This window comes from Actinomyces sp. oral taxon 170 str. F0386, from assembly GCF_000195595.1.
Classification (GTDB): Bacteria; Actinomycetota; Actinomycetes; order Actinomycetales; family Actinomycetaceae; genus Actinomyces.
Genome location: NZ_GL882555.1, coordinates 59,767 through 78,253, shown reverse-complemented (window position 1 = coordinate 78,253; position 18,487 = coordinate 59,767). Strand labels below are relative to the sequence as shown.

General features: G+C 67.0%; 15 protein-coding genes and 3 tRNA genes (1 of these 18 cut by a window edge). 6 read left to right on the top strand and 12 right to left on the bottom strand.

All coding sequences use genetic code 11. The features are described 5' to 3' along the window. From HMPREF9056_RS10870 to HMPREF9056_RS10860, 3 genes are all read right to left on the bottom strand, one after another. A tRNA-OTHER gene (locus tag HMPREF9056_RS10870) sits at positions 1 to 26 on the bottom strand (it extends 38 nt beyond the left edge of the window). Between the two features lie 40 nt (positions 27 to 66). Continuing rightward, a tRNA-Glu gene (locus HMPREF9056_RS10865) sits at positions 67 to 139 on the bottom strand. Between the two features lie 28 nt (positions 140 to 167). Further along, positions 168 to 239: transfer RNA gene (locus tag HMPREF9056_RS10860), tRNA-Gln, on the bottom strand. A gap of 85 nt (positions 240 to 324) precedes the next feature. Between HMPREF9056_RS10860 and HMPREF9056_RS14185 the strand changes: the two genes are divergently transcribed. From HMPREF9056_RS14185 to HMPREF9056_RS10850, 3 genes are all read left to right on the top strand, one after another. Further along, positions 325 to 477, top strand: a complete 153-nt coding sequence (locus HMPREF9056_RS14185; RefSeq protein ID WP_009405026.1) for a hypothetical protein — start codon at positions 325 to 327, stop codon at positions 475 to 477. Between the two features lie 45 nt (positions 478 to 522). Continuing rightward, on the top strand, positions 523 to 1,290 hold the full coding sequence (locus HMPREF9056_RS10855; RefSeq protein WP_034514467.1) for a hypothetical protein: 768 nt from the start codon (positions 523 to 525) through the stop codon (positions 1,288 to 1,290). Between the two features lie 81 nt (positions 1,291 to 1,371). Further along, positions 1,372 to 2,148 (top strand): hypothetical protein, encoded by a 777-nt coding sequence (locus HMPREF9056_RS10850; protein ID WP_034514466.1) that lies wholly within the window; start codon positions 1,372 to 1,374, stop codon positions 2,146 to 2,148. Positions 2,149 to 2,279: 131 nt separating this feature from the next. Here the strand turns inward: HMPREF9056_RS10850 and gltX are convergent, their stop codons facing one another. Further along, positions 2,280 to 3,896, bottom strand: coding sequence for a glutamate--tRNA ligase (gene gltX / locus HMPREF9056_RS10845; protein WP_034514465.1), 1,617 nt, complete (start codon positions 3,894 to 3,896; stop codon positions 2,280 to 2,282). 251 nt (positions 3,897 to 4,147) lie between these two features. On the opposite strand from gltX, the gene HMPREF9056_RS10835 reads away from it, so the two are divergent. Together HMPREF9056_RS10835 and HMPREF9056_RS10830 are read left to right on the top strand one after the other, a co-directional pair. Beyond that, the gene (locus tag HMPREF9056_RS10835; RefSeq protein ID WP_253270013.1) at positions 4,148 to 4,954 is read left to right on the top strand and encodes a hypothetical protein; all 807 of its coding nucleotides are present in this window, start codon (positions 4,148 to 4,150) and stop codon (positions 4,952 to 4,954) included. Between the two features lie 53 nt (positions 4,955 to 5,007). Beyond that, positions 5,008 to 6,234: a MalY/PatB family protein gene (locus tag HMPREF9056_RS10830; RefSeq protein ID WP_009405019.1), complete on the top strand. Its 1,227-nt coding sequence runs from the start codon at positions 5,008 to 5,010 to the stop codon at positions 6,232 to 6,234. A 30-nt stretch (positions 6,235 to 6,264) separates the two neighbouring features. Here the strand turns inward: HMPREF9056_RS10830 and HMPREF9056_RS10825 are convergent, their stop codons facing one another. The 5 genes from HMPREF9056_RS10825 to HMPREF9056_RS10805 all read right to left on the bottom strand — a co-directional run bounded on the left by HMPREF9056_RS10825 (position 6,265) and on the right by HMPREF9056_RS10805 (position 13,370). Continuing rightward, a complete protein-coding gene (locus HMPREF9056_RS10825) occupies positions 6,265 to 7,089 on the bottom strand; it encodes a fumarylacetoacetate hydrolase family protein (protein ID WP_009405018.1) in 825 nt (274 codons plus the stop codon). Positions 7,090 to 7,113: 24 nt separating this feature from the next. Further along, positions 7,114 to 8,718: a sodium:alanine symporter family protein gene (locus HMPREF9056_RS10820; RefSeq protein WP_034514464.1), complete on the bottom strand. Its 1,605-nt coding sequence runs from the start codon at positions 8,716 to 8,718 to the stop codon at positions 7,114 to 7,116. Positions 8,719 to 8,887: 169 nt separating this feature from the next. After that, entirely contained in the window at positions 8,888 to 10,363 is a 1,476-nt protein-coding gene (locus HMPREF9056_RS10815; protein WP_034514463.1) for a sodium:alanine symporter family protein, read from the bottom strand. A gap of 5 nt (positions 10,364 to 10,368) precedes the next feature. Beyond that, on the bottom strand, positions 10,369 to 11,823 hold the full coding sequence (locus HMPREF9056_RS10810; RefSeq protein WP_009405015.1) for a sodium:alanine symporter family protein: 1,455 nt from the start codon (positions 11,821 to 11,823) through the stop codon (positions 10,369 to 10,371). Further along, positions 11,820 to 13,370, bottom strand: coding sequence for a sodium:alanine symporter family protein (locus HMPREF9056_RS10805; protein WP_009405014.1), 1,551 nt, complete (start codon positions 13,368 to 13,370; stop codon positions 11,820 to 11,822). The genes HMPREF9056_RS10810 and HMPREF9056_RS10805 overlap by 4 nt, the downstream gene beginning before the upstream one ends. Before the next feature lie 207 nt (positions 13,371 to 13,577). Between HMPREF9056_RS10805 and HMPREF9056_RS10800 the strand changes: the two genes are divergently transcribed. After that, entirely contained in the window at positions 13,578 to 16,244 is a 2,667-nt protein-coding gene (locus HMPREF9056_RS10800) for an RNA helicase (protein ID WP_009405013.1), read from the top strand. Here the strand turns inward: HMPREF9056_RS10800 and HMPREF9056_RS10795 are convergent. From HMPREF9056_RS10795 to mmuM, 3 genes are all read right to left on the bottom strand, one after another. Then, entirely contained in the window at positions 16,241 to 16,876 is a 636-nt protein-coding gene (locus tag HMPREF9056_RS10795) for a GyrI-like domain-containing protein (protein WP_009405012.1), read from the bottom strand. The two genes, HMPREF9056_RS10800 and HMPREF9056_RS10795, sit on opposite strands and share 4 nt — an antisense overlap. Beyond that, positions 16,876 to 17,391 carry a PadR family transcriptional regulator gene (locus HMPREF9056_RS10790; RefSeq protein WP_009405011.1) on the bottom strand — a complete coding sequence of 172 codons (516 nt, stop codon included), beginning with the start codon at positions 17,389 to 17,391 and terminating at the stop codon, positions 16,876 to 16,878. Before HMPREF9056_RS10790 ends, HMPREF9056_RS10795 begins: the two co-directional genes overlap by 1 nt. A 79-nt stretch (positions 17,392 to 17,470) precedes the next feature. Further along, positions 17,471 to 18,397, bottom strand: coding sequence for a homocysteine S-methyltransferase (mmuM, locus tag HMPREF9056_RS10785; RefSeq protein WP_034514474.1), 927 nt, complete (start codon positions 18,395 to 18,397; stop codon positions 17,471 to 17,473). Positions 18,398 to 18,487: the final 90 nt, after the last annotated feature.

Below are 18,487 nucleotides of genomic sequence, written 5' to 3'. Positions count from 1 at the left end.
GTCCTAGGCCACTAAACGATGGGGGCTGTGACAGTCCGGCTGTCGAAGACGACAACCAGACCCTCGTACCCCCAGCCGGATTCGAACCGGCGCCGCCGCCGTGAGAGGGCGGTGTCCTAGGCCACTAAACGATGGGGGCTGTGGATCAGCGGATAACAGTGGATCCGCTGGGGTACCAGGACTCGAACCTAGAATAACTGAACCAGAATCAGTCGTGTTGCCAATTACACCATACCCCATAAGGGCTTCACCTCGAACGGATCGCGGCCGAGGCAGCGGGCAGTAATCTACACCTCCACCCCGGCCCCACCAAATCGTCGCGACGTGACGACAGACACAAATCAAACGCGGCGGAACGCGGCTCTGCGCAGCACCACGGACCGGGCCATCGAGCAGCTCCTGACAGCCCATGACCATCAAGCCACCGAGCCCTTCCGCACCCCCACAACCGAGCGCATCAGCGGAGACATCCCTTAGACTCGCATGAGTTCCTGCTCGCCCCGCTACCCTCTGGAAGGCCATATGCGCACTCATCCGCTGCGCCACAACCATACCGGCCGTGGCTCTCACAGAACTCGCTACCTCACTCTTGGACTGTGCCTGACTGCCGGCCTGGCCCTGAGTGCGTGCGGCCCCGCCCACAAGGGCCAGCTCACCGTCGAGCCCGTCGGCGCCTCTGCAGACAGCTCAGAGACTCCCTCCGCCAAGCCGTCAGCCTCCAAGTCGGCCACACCATCGGCGTCGGCCACCTCTTCCGCGTCAGCATGGACGATGCCCAGCGTGACGATCACCAACGAGAGAACCGACCTCTGGCAGCAGAACGACGGTATCCTCAGCATCCCGCTGGAGACCTCATTCCTCATCAAGCGGGGATACCTCTTCAATGACCAGACCTGTCAGGGCCTTCTGAATTACCAGTCCTCTCAGGAGACGTACGACAGCAGAAAGACAACGGGGGATAACTCCGCCTCCTCCGCCAAGGTGCAGGAGCAGCCTTCGCAGTACCCCACCTACACGGTGACCTCAGGGCCGTCTGTCGTCGATGTCATGCCTGATGACAGCGGAACGCTCGCGGGTTACGAGGTCGCCTACACCGGCACGGTCACCTTCAGGGACTCCGGCAACCAGGACGTCACTGGATACCGATTCTTCCGGCAGATCGGAGAACAAGGGGCTACTCTCGAGATCACGTTGCAGTGCGCTCCAGGCAACCTTCCAGACCTGCAGACATGGCATGACCTGCTGAGCGGGACGCGCGTCAGCGGCTTTGACGCCGGAGCCATGGGGTAACCGGAGCCAGGTGCCGTCGATCCCAAGAGCTCGGCACTCCGTCCCTCACGCGTTCAACTCCCCTCACATCATGGAAGCCTCATGCCTTCTCATTCACAGTGCTCCCGGAACCGTTCAGATCACCCCTCACTCCGGCGTCGTCGTCTGGTCGCAGCGCTGTGTCTGACCACTGGTATAGCACTGAGCGCCTGCGGCCCCGCCCACAAGGGCCAGCTCACCGTCGAACCCGTCAACGCTTCCGCCGAGGCCAGCGCCTCCAGCTCGGCCACACCGTCCAAGAAGCCAAGCCCGACCGCCACGAAGTCGCCGTCCACACCTTCGCCGTCAGCGACGGCGTGGACGGCCCCGAACGTCACGATCACCAACGAGGACACGTCGGTCTGGGCACACGACGACGAGCGCATCAAGAAGGACTCGGCCGGCCCCAACGGGACTATCGACGGCTACACGGTCAACGCCAACCCCGCCTGCTTCGGTTTCATCTCCAGCGAGGCCGAGGAGAGGTACTACAACCTCCGGGGAGCCGGAGACGATATTCAGTCTCAAGCAGCCCTCAAGCGTCAGCAGTCAATCTTCTCCGGCTATCAGACAACACAAGGACCGACCTCGGTGGAGGCCATCCGCGACGACAGCGGAACCTTCCCAGGCTATGAGGAGACGTTCTCAGTGACCGCCAACTTCTCAGACTCCCCCAACACACCCATGGACGGCTATCGCTTCGACAGACGAGTAGGTGACGCCGGACTCGAGCTGGAGGTCATGCTGCTGTGCCCGCAGGGCTCTCTCATCAGCCAGGATCAGTGGCACACGATCCTGGCGGGTATTCGACTACAGGGAATCGATGCAGGCGCTATGTAGCCTCAGGGGGCCGCGGAGCATGAGGCGAGTGTTCTGCTGGGACGACTAAAGGAACCTGGGCACAGCAGCGGGGTGGGCGGAGAACACGGTGTTCTCCGCCCACCCCGCGAGGTCCCGGCGTTAGTCATTAGTCACCCGAGCTGGGCCCTCAATGCCTTGATCCTGGCGAGGGTCGAGTCGGCTCCCAGGATCTCCATGGACTCGAACAACGGCGGGGAGACCTGCCGTCCGGTGACTGCGACGCGCAGAGGGCCATAGGCGAGCCGGGGCTTGATCCCCTCGCCGTCGGGCATACCCCGGCCATCAACAATGGCCTTCTTGAGGACCTCCTCCAGGTGGTCCCTATCCCAGAGGTCGGTGCTGAGCCCCTCCAGGGCGTGAATACCGGCGTCCAGAACATCACCCGCCGAGGCCTTCAGCCTGGCCTTGGCCTTGTCGTCAATGGCGAGATCGTCGTCGGGCACGAAGAGGAAGCCCAGCATGTCGCGGCTCTCGCGCAGCAGCTGGATCCGGGTCTGGATGAGGGGCGCCGCCGAGCTCAGGATCTCCTGCTCCCGTGCCGAAAGCTCATCGAAGGAGGTCGCCGAGACCAGAGGTACTTGCTGGGCCTCGCCGGTCGGGTCGGGGTAGGCGTCGGCGAGGTAGGGCACCAGGCGATCGCGGAAGTCCTCCTCCCCCAGTGCTCGTACCTGCTCGGCGTTGATGGCCTCGCACTTCTTGGGGTCGAAGCGGGCCGGGTTGGGGTTGACGTCGTGGACATCGAAGGCCTCGATCATCTCTGCGGCCGAGAAGACGTCACGGTCCGCGCTCAGAGACCAGCCCAGCAGGGCCAGGTAGTTGAGCAGCCCCTCGGGGATCATGCCGCGGTAGCGGTGGATGAGGAGGTTCGACTGAGGATCGCGCTTGGACAGCTTCCGGTTGCCCTCTCCCATGACGTAGGGCAGGTGACCGAACTCGGGCATCGCCTGGGCCCGACCGATCTCCATCAGGGCCCGGTAGAGCGCCACCTGCCGCGGGGTGGAGGACAGCAGGTCCTCACCCCGTAGGACGTGAGTGATGCCCATGGCGGCGTCATCAACGGGATTGACCAGGGTGTACAGAGGATCCCCGCCCGCGCGCACGACGACGTAGTCCGGCACGCTGCCCGCCTTGAAGCTGATGGGGCCGCGAACCATGTCGGTGAAGGTGATGTCCTCGTCCGGCATCCGCATCCGCAGGACGGGCATACGCCCCTGCGCTCGGAAGGCGTCCTTCTGCTCCTGGGTCAGGTCGCGGTCGAATCCGTCGTAACCGAGCTTGGGGTCCTCACCACGCTCACGGTGACGGGCCTCGATCTCCTCGGGGGTAGAGAAGGACTCGTACAGGTAGCCCGCCTCGAGCAGCTCGGCGGCCACCTGCTTGTACAGGCCCATACGCTGGGACTGACGGTAGGGCTCGTGAGGTCCTCCCCTGCCCACGCCCTCGTCCCAGTCCAGGCCCAGCCATGTCAGGGAGTCCAGGATGGCATCGAAGGACTCCTCGGAGTCACGGACGGCGTCGGTGTCCTCGATCCGGAAGACGAAGGTGCCCCCGGTGTGACGGGCGTAGGCCCAGTTGAACAGGCAGGTGCGCACCATACCCACGTGCGGGGTTCCCGTAGGCGAGGGGCAGAAGCGCACGCGAACGGACGATGTGCCCCGTGCCGGGACGTCGGCCGCAGCGGCGGGCTCAGAGCGGAGAGAAGAAGAGTGATCGCTGAGTTCAGGCATGATGGGTACAGCGTATCCCGATGGCCCATTCTCCCCATGGCCGCGCGACGTGGTGGCGGTTACCGTCGTCTCCATGAAGTCGTTATCCCACTGTGACGGCCCACTTTCCGCACCTGTGACGACGACGGCTCCTGACTCGATCGGACCGACCGACTCCCCGCCTACCCTTTGGAGGTTCATCCATGTCCCCGACCCGACCTTCCTCGTCACGTCCCGGCCGTCACCGTGACGCAGCGCTCAGGCTCCCACTCGTGGCAGGGCTCAGCCTTGCTCTGGCGATTCCCGCGCTGGCCGCGTGCCAGGACGAGTCCGGTCCTTCCCCCTCGTCACGGCCCAGCGCCTCCAGCAGTGCCTCACCGTCCAGCAACTCGTCCGGCAAGAGCTCGAAGCCGTCGGACAAGCCCTCCGACGCCGGTGGGAACAGCAACATCGGCTGGGCTCCTTCATGGGAGTTCCCCCAGTCCCAGCCCGGTTGGGAGGTGACCGTCTACGACACCGACGGCAAGAACAAGATGGACAAGTCAAATGGCTGCGTGTTCTCGGCTACGCAGAACCTGTTCGATACCAGCGCGAAAGGCGATCGTACGCAGTCCGAGCACCGAGCCGACTCCATCCTCGATTCGTATAAGACGAGCTCGCACTTGTCGAATGTCTCCACCGAACCTGCGCGGGATGACTCCGCCCTGGTCAAGGACACGGACGGAAACGCCATAGAGACCAGGCGAGTGGACATGACCTATACCGGAGAGGATCAGAAGGACTATCGGCTAACCGGCTTCGTACGTGTCTTCACGACGACGAGTACGCCGGTCCTGCTCCAGGGCATGTACGCCTGCCCCGTCGACGCGTACTCCTCAAGCGAGATGGAAGAGCTGCTCGAGGCCACTCCGATCAGTCATCCTGGCCCGGCCGACATGGACGAGAGCGAGTCCGGTAGTGGCTCCGGCAAGGACGGGAGGAGCGACGGTAAGAAGAGCGGATCCGACGACGGCAAGGCCACTGCTCCCAGCGGCAGGAGCGACGAGAAGAGCTCGGGCAGGTCGTCCAAGGACACCTGACGAACATGTACTGACATAGGCGAGTTCCCGGCAGCGGCCTTAGGATCGCACTCATGGTTGTCACCGATACCAACGGCTCCAGCTCCCTGGCCCAGGCCTTCGACTCGCTGACCCCGCAACAGATGCGCGAACGCGGGTCGCTGAAGTGGTCCCAGTACCCCGGCGACGTGGTCGGGGCCTGGGTCGCCGAGATGGACCTGGGGACCGCTCCGGCGGTCGAGGCGGCGATTCACCAGGCGATGCGCCACGGCCTTCTGGGCTACATGCCTCCCTCGGTCTCTCAGCGGGTGCGCGAGGAGACGGTCCGCTACCAGCGTGAGGCTTTCGGCTGGGAGGTGGAGGTCGAGCAGGTGAGCCTGCTGCCCGACGTGCTCTCGTCACTGAGTGCGGTCATCACTTCTCACACTTCTGAGGGCTCCCCCATCATCGTCCCTACCCCGGCTTACATGCCCTTCCTCGAGATTCCCGGTCGCCACCGTCGCGAGTGCATCGAGGTTCCTTCTGTCACGAGGCCCTCCCGGGACGGTTCGCCGAGCTGGGAGCTGGATCTTGATGGCGTTGAGGCCGCCATGGCCACGGGGGCCGGGTTGCTCGTCCTGTGCAACCCATGGAACCCGGTGGGGCGGGTGCTCACTGCCGCCGAGCTCGACGCCGTCGCCGCCTTGTCCTCAAAGTACGGGGTCCCGGTCTTCTCCGATGAGATCCACGCGCCTCTGGTGCTCGAGGATGGACTGGTCCATCTCCCCTACGCCTCCCGCCCGGGCTCGGACCCGGATCTGACGTTCACGGCAACGGCCGCGTCCAAGGGGTGGAACATTCCGGGCCTGAAGTGCGCACAGCTCATCGCCTCGGGCCGGGCCCGTCGGCGTTGGGACGCCGATGCTCGCAGTGCTCACCTCAAGGTCGAGGCCTCCGTCGTCGGCGCCCTGGCCACCATTGCGGCCCTGCGCGATGGTCGGGACTGGCTGGGTGAGGTTCGCACCTACATCCGTGCCAACCGGGACCTGGTGGGCGCGGCCCTGGCCGGCATCGAGGGGATGGAGCCGACGCTCCCGGAGGCGACCTACCTGGCCTGGCTGGACTGCCGAGGCCTGGGCCTGGAGCGGCCGGCACGTTTCTTCCGCGAGGAGGGCGGAGTCGCAATGAATGAGGGCGTGACCTTTGGGAGGACCTGGTCGGGGTTCTGCCGCCTCAATCTGGCAACGGGCCGGGGGATCGAGGACGAGACCCTCAACCGCATGAGAGACGCGGTCCGCCGCCTCTCCGGAGTATCATCCTGAGCCCGCGCACGCTGGGCCGAGGTCGTCGGTTCAGCGACGCACCACCGGGTTGGAGAAGGAACCGATCCCTTCGACCTCGACCTCGACGCGCTGACCGGCTCTGATCTCACCGACCCCCGCCGGCGTGCCGGTGAGAATGACGTCACCGGGCAGAAGGGTGAAGATCGTCGAGACGTAGGAGACCAGCTCGGGGACGGAGCGGATCATGTCCGCAGTGCGGCCCTCCTGGACAAGGCGGCCGCCGACCCGGGCGCGCACGGCCGCGTCGTCGGGTGAGAAGACGGGGGCGCGGCCGGGCTCTGGAACCTCGATCCACGGGCCCAGGGGGCAGGAGGTGTCGAAGGCCTTGGCCCTCACCCACTGCGGCTCGGCACGCTGGCGGTCGCGGGCTGAGACGTCATTGGCGACCGTGTAGCCCAGGATGACGTCGTCGGCGTGGTCGACGGGCACGTCCTTGGCGAGGGTCTTGATGACGACGGCGAGCTCGGCCTCGTAATGGACCTCGTCGCTCCAGGAGGGGAGGACAATCGGAGCGTCCGGGCCGATGACGGACGTGTTGGGCTTGAGGAAGACGACCGGCTCCCGCGGGGGCTCGCTCTCCCCCATCTCCGCGACGTGGCCCGTGTAGTTCTTCCCGATACCCACGACCTTGGACCGTGGGATGACCGGGGACAGGAGCCGGGCATCGCACAGCTCGACGACCTCTCCGGTGGCCTCGGGCAGAGAGTAAAGGGGATCCCCCTTGAGGACCAGAAGGTGCCCCTCGGACTCGCCCGAGGCGACCTCGTCGTCGGGCAGGCCCTGGACGATGCCGTAACGGGGGTCGTCGCCGGTGGAGAATCGCGCGATCTTCATGGGCGTCAGCCTAGCCCGTTGGGATCAGCTGCTCGAGGCCTCCTCCACAGCAGCACGACGCTCCATGATGGCCGCGTGGGCAGGGCCGCCGGCGGCCCAGATCTCTCCGGGGAGCTTGCCGGGCAGGTAGGGGTTGTCGGTGGCGATGAACCGGATCTCGTCCTTCTCACCGGCCTGGACTGCTCGTCTCTGGGCCTCCCAGTCACGCAGGGCACCGAAGGCCCAGCCTCCCAGCAGGAGGATGGAGACCATGTTGATAACGGTCATCGCGCCCATGACCAGGTCGGAGAGGTTCCACACGAAGGTGAGCGTAGACAGGGAGCCGACGGCGGTGGCCACGATGATCATGGCCCGCAGGGCGTAGTGCTTGTGCTGCCTACCCTGGAGGAAGTCCATGTTGACCTGGGCGTAGGTGTAGTTGCCCAGGAGTGAGGAGTAGGCGAAGACGAAGATGATGATCGCCATGAGGTACTGCGCCCAGCCGCCGAGCACATGGGTGACGGAGGCGGAGGTGAGGGTGTTGGCTGCGTCCTCGGCGGCCTTTGCGGCCTCCTCGGTGGCGTGGGAGCCTGCCGGGGTGTAGACCCCGGAGAGCAGGACGATGAGAGCGGTGACGGTGCACACCACGATCGTGTCGACGAAGACGCCCAGGGACTGCACGAACCCCTGCTGAACGGGGTGGGACACGGTTGCCGTGGCGGCGATGTTAGGGACCGATCCCTCACCGGCCTCGTTGGAGAACAGTCCTCGTTTAACGCCGTTGAGCGCTGCGGCGAAGAGCCCGCCGGCGGTTCCGGCGAAGGCCTGGTTGACTCCGAAGGCGCCCTCGAAGATGGAGACGATGGCTTCGGGGATCGCGCTGGCGTGCAGGACCAGGATGGCCACGGCGATGAGCGCGTAGACCACCGTCATGATCGGCACGAGCCACTCTGAGACGACAGCCACCGACTTGATGCCCTTGAAGATGATCGGGGTGGTTATGACGACCAGCCCGATCGCGGTCATCCACGGCTCGATGTGGAAGGTGCTCTTCATCGTCGCCGCGATGGTGTTGGCCTGAGTGGCCTCGTAGGCGAAGCCGAAGACGAAGGTGATGACGACGGCGAAGACCCGGGCGGCGGGCTTGGAGCCCAGGCCTCGCTGGATGTAGTAGGCCGGGCCTCCGCGGAAGGAGCCATCGGGGTGGGTGACCTTGTAGAGCTGGGCGAGGGTCGCCTCAATGAACCCGGTGGCCATGCCGACAGTGGCCACCACCCACATCCAGAACACGGCACCGGGACCACCCATGGTGATGGCGATGGCTACGCCGACAATATTCCCGGTACCGACCCGGGAGGCCAGGCCGACCGCGAAGGCCTGGAAGGAGGAGATCCCGCCCTCCTTGCCGCCACGGGAGGAGGTGATGGCCCGCACCATGTAGGGGAAGAGGCGCAGCTGGACGAAACCGGTCCGCACAGTGAAGTAGAGACCGCCCAGCACAAGAAGCCAGGCGAGCAGGTAGAGGAACAGGTGCCCGGAGGCCTTGTCCAGGATCTTGGCGCCCTCGGTGAAGAAGGACTCCAAAGAACTGGTCCAGCTGCTGTCGGTGCTGGATGCGGCGCTGCTGAAGGAAGCCAGAACCGGTTGCACGTAAGAACCTCCATAGGGTTGGGATGACAACGCAAGCAAGAGGCGGCGCGTGCGGTCCAGTACCAGGAACGGGCTTTCACCCTCACACCACCCCGCCTGAGGACGGAGATACGTCGTCGTACTCCCGAAGGCTACGGAATCAGTGTTTCGATTCGGTGACGCCGCCGGTCTACCGACCGACCGGCCCTTCCCACGTTCCCGTGGGAAGGACGGCTGGCAGGTGCTCGGAGTCTCCTCGGAAGGTCGTCTGGTTCCCGTCCGGGCCCAAGGAGCTGCGCAGCGCTTCCCAGTCTCTCAGAGCACCGACGACCCACCGGCTCAGCAGCACGAGCGCGACGAGGTTGATGATGGCTCCAACACCGAGGAGCACGTCAGCCAGGGTCCACACGGTGGTCAGCTGCTGCACGCTTCCGATGCCTGCGCAGATGACGGCGCTGATCTGGAGTGCTCGTGAGATCCAGGGGCGGTCGGTGAGGTAGTCCAGGCAGACCTGGGCGTAGGAGAAGGCTCCGATAATCGTGGTGTAGGCCAGGACGACGACGAGCAGGGCCATGGGCCAGCGGCTCCACTCCCCCACGAGGTGGGCGATGGCGTCCTGGGTCAGGGTCCCCGCGCTCTCCTTGGCGGTGGCCCCGGGCTGGAAGACGTCTGCTCCGGCGACCAGGATCGCCAGCGCTGTCGCGGTGCACACGAACAGGGTGTCGACCACGACGCCGAAGGCCTGGATGAAGCCCTGCTGGACCGGGTGCTCCACGGTGGCCGAGCCCGCTGCGCAGGCTGCTCCACCCAGTCCCGCCTCATTGGAGAACAGGCCGCGGCGCACGCCGTTGAGCAGGGCGGCGGTCACTCCCCCGGCCAGTCCTCCCAGTCCCTGACGCAGGCCGAAGGCCCCTTCAATGATGGAGCGCAGCGCCTCCCAGGCCTGGAGGGGGTGGGTGACGAGGATGGCCAGGACCAGCACCAGGTAGGCCAGTGCCATGAGCGGGGCAAGGTACTCGGCCACCCGAGCCATCGCACGCAGGCCTCCCAGGAGGACCGGGGCTGTCATGGCCACGACGAGAACGGCACCCAGGTTCGGCGAGAGCCCTCCGGCGCCTTGGAGGGAGGCGGTGATGGCATTGGCCTGCACCATGGGCATGACCAGGCCGTTGGCGATGAGAAAGACGACGGCGAACAGGCCGCCCAGGATCGGCAGCCTCAGTCCGCGGGAGATGTAGTAGGCGGGGCCACCGCGAAAGGTGCCGTCCGAGCGGCGCACCTTAAACAGCTGAGCGAGGGTCGCCTCGCTGAAGGCGGTGGCGGTTCCCAGGATCGCGACGAGCCACATCCACAGTACGGCGCCTGGTCCGCCCATGATGAGCGCCAGCGCGACCCCGACGATGTTGCCGGTTCCCACCCTGCAGGCCAGCCCGACGGCGAAGGCCTGGAAGGAGGTGATCCCGCCATGGCGCCCGTCACGGGAGCCCGACACCGAGACCGCGATGGCCCCGGTGTGCCGCAGTTGAACACCGCGGGTCCTGATCGTGAAGAAGATTCCGGCTCCCACCAGCAGCCACATGAGGACCCAGGAGTAGAGCAGGTCGGAGGTGGACGTCAGGGCGGCGTCGATCTGGTCCGCCCACGAGGTGCGCACCATTGGAGACATGGAGATCAGCCCCGCTTCGCCACGTCGTCGGGCTCCCAGATGCCGGGGACCACGTCGCCGGGCAGAAGGGAGTTGCCGTGACCGATGAAGGTCGGTTCGGTGATGCCCTGGGCGCGTTGGGACTCGAAGTCACGCAGAGCTCCGATGACCCAGGGGGCCAGGCGCACGATGACGATGAGGTTGAGAATACCCAGCAGCCCCAGGGCGATGTCGGACAGGGCCCACACAATGGGGAGGGTCAGAACAGTGCCGCCGAAGGCCGCCGCGGTCAGGAGAATCCCGAAGACCTGCTCGGCCCGCCGCTCCCCGCCCAGGAAGTTGACGTTGACCTGGGCGTATGAGTAGCAGCCCAGCACTGTGGAGAAGACCAGGACGAAGATGAGGACCACCATGGGCCAGGCGGTCCAGGACCCCAAGTGCTCGGCAACGGCCTGCTGAGTGAGGACCGCCCCGATCAGGGAGTCGTCGCCGGGGCGGTAGGTGTCAGTGGCCAGCAGGATGAGCAGGCCGGTGGCCGTGCACACGAGGATAGTGTCGACGAAGACACCGAAGGACTGGATGAGCCCCTGACGCACTGGGTGGGCAACGGTGGCGGTACCGGCGGCGTTGGGGACGGTGCCGAGGCCGGCCTCGTTGGAGAACAGGCCGCGGCGCACGCCGTTGAGCAGCGCCGCGATGATGCCGCCGGCTGTGCCGAAGAAGGCTTGGTTGAGGCCGAAGGCGCCCTCGAAGACACTCAGAAGGACCTCGGGGAGGCGGTCCGCGTTGAGGATGACGACCACCATGGCCATGAGCACGTAGGCCAGGGCCATGACGGGGGCCAACCACTCGGCGACGCGAGCCACGAGGCGGACCCCGCCCAGGACCACGGGGGCGGTCAGCAGGACGAGGAAGACCCCGACCATCCAGCCCGACAGGTTGGGAACGGTTGCCGTCACGATCTGGGCCAGTGAGTTCGTCTGCACCATGACCACGGTGATGCCCACCGAGATGATGCACAGGGCTGCGAAGACCTTGCCCCACAGGGCCGACCCCAGCCCGTTCTTGATGTAGTAGGCGGGGCCCCCTCGGAAGGTGAAGTCGCGGCCGCGCTCCTTGAAGATCTGCGCGAGCGTGGACTCCACGAAGCTGGTGGCCATGCCGATGAGGGCCACGACCCACATCCAGAACAGGGCGCCGGGTCCGCCTGCGACGACGGCCAGGGCGACTCCGGCGATGTTTCCGATGCCGACACGTGCGGCCAGTCCCACGGCGAAGGCCTGGAAGGAGGAGATGCCTCCTTGAGCACCCGAGCGCGATCCGGACAGGGAGTTGACCATGGTGCCGAAGTGGCGAAGCTGCACCAGGACGGTGCGTGCGGTCAGGTAGATGCCGACCAGGATGAGCAGGGCGGCGAGAAGGTAGGTGTAGAAGAAGTCGTCGACGGAGTTGAGCAGGTTCTCGATGCTGGTGAGGCTCATGCGTCGGCTCCTGTCGAGGCGGCGGGCTGGCTGCTGGCCGGGGTGGGGGCGGGAACGTCGTCGGTCCGGGCAGGTTCGTCGGTGCCGACGGCGTCGGAGCCCTCACCCGCCCAGACGTCGCCGGGGAGGTCTCCGGGCAGGTGCGGGTTGCCGACGCCGATGAAGACGGGGGCGTCTCGACCCTGCCGGCGCTGGGCGTCCCAGTCCTTGAGCGCGCCCACGCCCCAGCGGGCGAGCCAGACGAGGGCGACCAGGTTGGTCAGGGTCATCACGGCCATGGTGATGTCGACGGTGTTCCACACCACCGTCAAGGAGGCGAGGGCTCCCAGCCCGGTGGAGACCACTGAGACGAGGCGGGGCAGCCAGCGCCACTCGGGCCGCTCCGAGATGAAGGTCATGGAGACCTCGGAGTAGGTGGCTGCGGCGATGATGGAGGAGAAGGCCAGGACGAAGATGACGATCGCCATGGGGACAGCCGTCCATCCGCCCAGGGTGGCGGCGACGGCGTCGGAGGTGAGGGTGCCCGCAGCGTCCGGCGTCAGGGCGCCGGACTCGACGAGGGTGGGACTGTAGACGTCGGAGACCAGGATGATGAAGGCGGTCGCGGTGCACACGACGATCGTGTCGACGAAGACGCCGAGGGACTGGATGAGTCCCTGCTGGACGGGATGGGCGACGGTGGCGGTGGCGGCGGCAAAGGGGGCGGTGCCCTGTCCGGCCTCGTTGGAGAACAGGCCGCGGCGGGTGCCGTTGGTCAGGGCGGCGATGATGCCACCGGTGACTCCTCCGGCGAAGGGAGCGGGACCGAAGGCCGAGGACACGATGGTGGTCAGGAGACCCGGAAGCCGAGTGACGTGAAGCCCGACGATGACGAGGGCCATGACCACGTAGACCAGGGCCATAATGGGCGCCATCCACTCAGTGACGCGGGCGACCCGGCGCACCCCGCCGAGGATGACGAGGGCCGAGAGCCCCACCAGAACGGCGGCGGCGACGCTCGAGGGCAGGTTCAGCGGGGAGCCCGGCCCGATGACCCCGGCGACGGCGTTGGACTGGACCATGATGATGGAGAAGCCGCAGGTGAAGATCGTCAGACAGGCGAAGACCACACCGAGGGGGCGGCTGCGCAGTCCCCTGGCCATGTAGTAGGCGGGTCCACCGCGGAAGGAGCCGTCGGTGTGGCGCACCTTGAACATCTGGGCCAGGGTCGCCTCGAAGAAGGCGGTAGCCATGCCTACCAGGGCCACGATCCACATCCAGAAGATCGCCCCGGGGCCGCCCAGGATGAGGGCGGCGGCCACGCCGAAGACATTGCCGATGCCCACGCGGGCGGCCAGGGAGATGGTGAAGGCCTGGAAGGAGGAGATGCCTCCTTGAGCGCCGGAGCGCGATCCGGCCACCTGGCGGAACATGTCCGGCAGTCGTCGCAGCTGGACGGCACCGGTGCGGACGGTCAGCAGGATCCCGGTACCGACGAGCACCCACATGGTGATGTGGAGGGTGATCCAGTCCGAGACCGCCGCGAGCTGGGCGGCGAGGGCATCCATGGGAGATTCGGCCTTTCACGGTGTCACTGCAGGCAGGGGACGGCCCGCATGGTCTCACGAATCGGTACCCGGGACATAGCGCGGCCATTCCTCAGGACGGGTCACGATCTGGAGAGGCTCTCCCGCAAGCCGCCCCGGATCGTTCACCGTCCAGCCCCGTGAGACGATGACGCCGTGACCTCCCAGAACGCTCCGGCCCTCAACGCGATGCTCGACGTCCTCATCCCGGCTGATGATCCCGAGCGCGTCCCCGAGCCCGAGGAGGTCTACCTGGCCTTCTCGGACTGGGCGGAGACCACCGGACGTCCGCTCTACCCGCACCAGGACGAGGCGCTGTCGGAGATCCTGGAGGGCCGCCACGTCATCGCCGCCACCCCGACCGGCTCGGGCAAGTCGATGATCGCACTGGCCGCCCACACCGTCTCCCTGGCCCGTGGGGGCCGCTCCTACTACACGGCGCCGCTCAAGGCCCTGGTCAGTGAGAAGTTCTTCGAGCTGGTGCGCCTGTTCGGGGCGGACAACGTGGGTATGGTCACCGGGGACACCTCCATCAACGCCGCCGCACCGATCATCTGCTGCACGGCGGAGATCCTGGCCAACCAGTCCCTGCGTGAGGGCGAGGACATGGACGTGGACTGCGTCATCATGGACGAGTTCCACTACTACGCCGATTCTCAGCGCGGCTGGGCCTGGCAGGTGCCCCTCCTGGAGCTGCCCCAGGCGCAGATGGTGCTGCTGTCGGCCACGTTGGGTGACGTCTCCTTCTTCGTTCGGGACCTGCGCAAACGTACGGGCCGCGAGGTCGCCGTCATCGACGACGCCGTGCGGCCGGTGCCGTTGGAGATGGAGTACGTCGTCGAGCCGATCGGTGAGCTGCTCCAGCGTCTGGTGGGGCAGGACAAGGCTCCGGTCTACGTCGTCCACTTCTCCCAGAAGGAGGCGGTTGAGCGGGCCGCCTCCCTGCTGAGCGTGGACCTGGTGCCCAGGTCCCGCAAGGCGGAGGTGGTGAAGGCGTTGGGCGATTTCCGCTTCGGCGGTGGCTTCGGGGCCACGCTCTCACGGCTGCTGCGTGCCGGGATCGGTGTGCACCACGCGGGTATGCTGCCGCGCTACCGGCGGCTGGTGGAGCGACTGGCCCGTGAGGGCCTGCTGTCCGTCATCTGCGGCACGGACACGCTCGGGGTGGGGATCAACGTACCGATCCGCTCAGTGGTCATGACCTCGCTGGTGAAGTTCGACGGCTCCAGGGAGCGCCACCTCACCGCGCGCGAGTTCCACCAGATCGCCGGGCGGGCGGGGCGCGCGGGCTTCGACACCCGCGGCTACGTCGTCGTCCAGGCCCCCGAGCACGTCATCGAGAACGCCAAGGCGCTGGCCAAGGCCGGCGACGACGAGCGCAAGCGCCGCAAGATCGTGCGCAAGAAGGCCCCTGAGGGGCGCGTCAACTGGACGGACAAGACCTTCGAGCGACTGCGCGACGCGGCCCCGGAGACACTGATCAGCCAGTTCCAGGTCACCACCACCATGGTGCTCAACCTCATGGAGCGCGTCGGCGACCCGGTGGCGGCGATGGCGGGTCTCCTTCAGCGCGCCCACGAGCCCGAGGCCCAGCGGCGCCGGCACGTGCGCCGCGCCTTGGAGATCTACCTGTCCCTGCGCACGGCGGGCGTCCTCACACACGTCTCCAGCGCCCAGGCCGCCGCCGACGGGCGCCCCCGGCTCCGGCTGGCCGTGGACCTGCCGGCCGACTTCGCCCTCAACCAGCCCCTGGCACCCTTCGCCCTGGCGGCCATGGACCTGCTGAACGCGGAGGCTCCGGAGCACACGGTCGACGTCGTCAGCGTCGTCGAGGCCACGTTGGACGACCCGCGCCCGCTGCTCTACGCCCAGCAGCGCGCCGCCCGCGGCGAGGCGATCGCCGCGATGAAGGCCGAGGGCATGGACTACGAGGAGCGCATGGCCGCCCTGGAGGAGATCACCTGGCCCCAGCCTTTGGCCGAGCTGCTCACTCCTGCCCTGGAGATGTACAAGCAGACCAACCCGTGGATCGCCGAGCACGAGCTGGCACCGAAGTCGGTGGTGCGCGAGATGGTGGAGAACGCGATGACCTTCTCCGACCTCATCTCCCGCTACGACCTGGGACGCAGCGAGGGCGTGGTGCTGCGCTACCTCACCGACGCCTACCGGGCGCTGCGCCAGGTCGTGCCCGAGGAGCACCGCACACCCGAGGTCACCGAGCTCATCGACTGGCTGGGGGCGCTCGTGCGCTCCGTCGACTCCTCCCTGCTCGACGAGTGGGAGGCGCTCGGTCAGGCCCAGGCGGGCAGGGCGGGTGAGGCCGCCGGCCTGCTGGAGGGCGACCGTCCCGGTGCGGACGACTCGGCCGGGGTGGAGCGGGCCTTCGGCGCGGACGAGGACGGGACGGTCGCCTTCACCCGCAACCGTCACGCCTTCCGGGTCGCGGTACGACGGGAGATGTTCCGGCGTGTGGAGCTCATGGCGCGCGACGACGTCGAGGCCCTGGGGCGCCTGGACGCCTCCTCCGGCTGGGGCGAGGACCGTTGGGATGAGGTGCTGGGGCGCTACTGGGACGAGTACGACTGGATCGGCACGGATACCTCGGCCCGGGCGATCTCGCTGGCACCGCTCGATGAGGCTCCTGACGAGACGGCTCTGGCCGCTGCCGGCGTCAGCGAGCGCCTGCGCGAGGCCCTGGAGGCCTCCGGACGGCAGGTATGGCTGGCCACGCAGGTCCTGGAGGACCCCGACGGCGACCATGATTGGCGCTTGACGGCCCTGGTGGACCTGGCCGAGTGCGACAGGGACAAGCACGCGGTCATCCACCTGCTGTCCGTGGGTCCGCAGCAGGGTTAGCCCGCCTCATTGGCGTCCGCGACAGGCCTCACCGGCTGGCGCAGGACGGTCTTCATCTTCTCCGGCGCCACGCGCCTGGGGTCGCTGAGGTAGATCTCGTGATGGGGCCCGTTCCAGGTGAGTCCGAGTCTCGGCATGACCTCGTCGTGGAGGCGGGCCAGGGTGGGGGCCTCGTCGTCGTAGGCGCCCACGTGGAGGATCTGCAGCGACCTGCCCTCGTTCAGTGGGAGCTCCTTGAGAGCGGCGATGGGAAGCTCGGGCTTCTTGCGTGCGGCTTGCCCAAGACCGTCGACGATGTCCTGCGATGAGACCGCGTCGGGCAGAGGGATCATCATGGTCCAGTCCCACTCCCCCTTGTCGCGGGCGACGAAGGCGGAGTCATCGGCACTCGTCCACAGTCCCTCGAGAGGACCGACGACGAAGTCGTCACCGGTGCGCTTCTTGAGGGCGGAGCGGATCGCGTAGGCGCCCGCGTACAGGGCCTGGATCGCGATGGCGTAGGCCGGCGAGGTGTTGGGGTCGCCGTGACCGTCGATGGCCAGGTAGGTGATGGCCGGCACGTCCACCTCGGTGAAGTCGGTTCTTCCCGGCAGGTAGAGATCCTTGCGGTCCTTCTTGATATCAGTCCTCATCAGTGTCTGCTCTCCTTGAGAAGGGATCGGGTCCAGGCGAGATCCGCTTCCTGACGCAGGATCTCGTAGTCGAAGATGGCCAGGGCGTGCTTCTCATCGACCTGAGCGCGCAGCCCGCGCAACTCATCGAGCCTCTCGAGGAGTGCCTCGGCACGCTGCGCGAGGGCGGCCACGAGCTCGGGTTCATCGAGCCGGGCATAGGCATTGAGTGCCGGGAGCACACCGGCGGTGGGTGGAGCCGGGGCGAGAACACGCTCACCGGCGGCCTTGCTCAGCTCACTGTGCCCGGTGCCGGTCACACGGAAGACGGTGCGACGCTCCGTGGACCCCTCGTCGGGCACGGCGAGCCCCCGTTCCGCCAGGCGTTTGAGGACGTAGTAGACGGATGAGAAGGCCAAGGAGGTCCACTGGCGGTAACCTCGCTGCTCGATGACCCGGTCGAGGTCGTAGCCATGGCGCGGCTGCTCAGCAAGGAGCGAGAGGACGACGATGTCGGCGTCGGAGACGCATGCCATTACTCTAGCACTAGAGCAATGGCATGCAAGACGACTCCGGACTGAGTTCACCAGGCTGTCGGCGTCGGAGAACTCGTGGCTACGTACGGACAGCGTGGGCGATCTCGCGGATCTGTGCTGGGCGGGTGCGGCAGCAGCCGCCGATGAGTCTGACGCCTGCGGCGATCCAGGAGGGCGCCAGGGCCGTGAACCCGCCCCCTTCGTCTCCGGCCTTCCACGTCTTGGTCCCAGGGTCGTAGTTATCGCCTGAGTTCGAGTAGGCCACCAGCGGCTTGGCAGTGACCTCGCGCAGAACCGGCAGCGCTCGACCGACGACGTCGGGGGCCACGCAGTTGACGCCGACGGCGACGACCGCCTCCTCCCCGGCAGCCCAGGCCGCCGCCTCGACCAGCGGAGTGCCGTCGGCCAGGCGGACGCCGTCGGGCCGCACCTGGAAGGAGACCCAGCACTCGGCCTGAGGAGAGAGGCCCTTCACCATGGTGACGAGCGCCTGCGCCTCGTTCAGACGCGGAAGCGTCTCCAAGGCGAACAGGTCAACCCCCTCCCCCACCAGCACCTCGATGCGAGGCAGGTGAACCTCCTGGAAGCCGGAGTCCTCGGAGACGTCGACGTCGTAGGCGCCGGTGTACTCGCTGCCGTCAGCCAGGTAGGCGCCGTAGGGCCCAAGTCCTCCAGCCACGAGCACCGGCTCCTCGGGATGCTCCCTCTCGAAGCAACGGGCGGCATCGTTAGCGAGGCGAGCCCCGGCCGCAATGACATCTCTGGCACCGACTGTGTCATGCCCGGCCTGCCGCAGTCCGGGGAGGGTCGCCTGATAGGTGTTGGTCGTGATGACGCGGGCGCCGGCGTCCAGATAGTCGGTGTGGACGGCATACACCGCCTCAGGAGCAGCGGTGAGCGCAAGCGCTGACCACAGTGCGTTATGGGTGTCAACGCCACGGGCGTCGAGCTCGGTCCCCATCGCTCCGTCCAGGACGACCGGACCACTCACCAGAAGATCGGACAGGCGGGCCGTTCTCCGCCGAGAGGGCGGACGACTTCTGGGAGTGGATACCGAGGACGTTCGCATTGCGACACGGTATCGAATGGTCTCCGG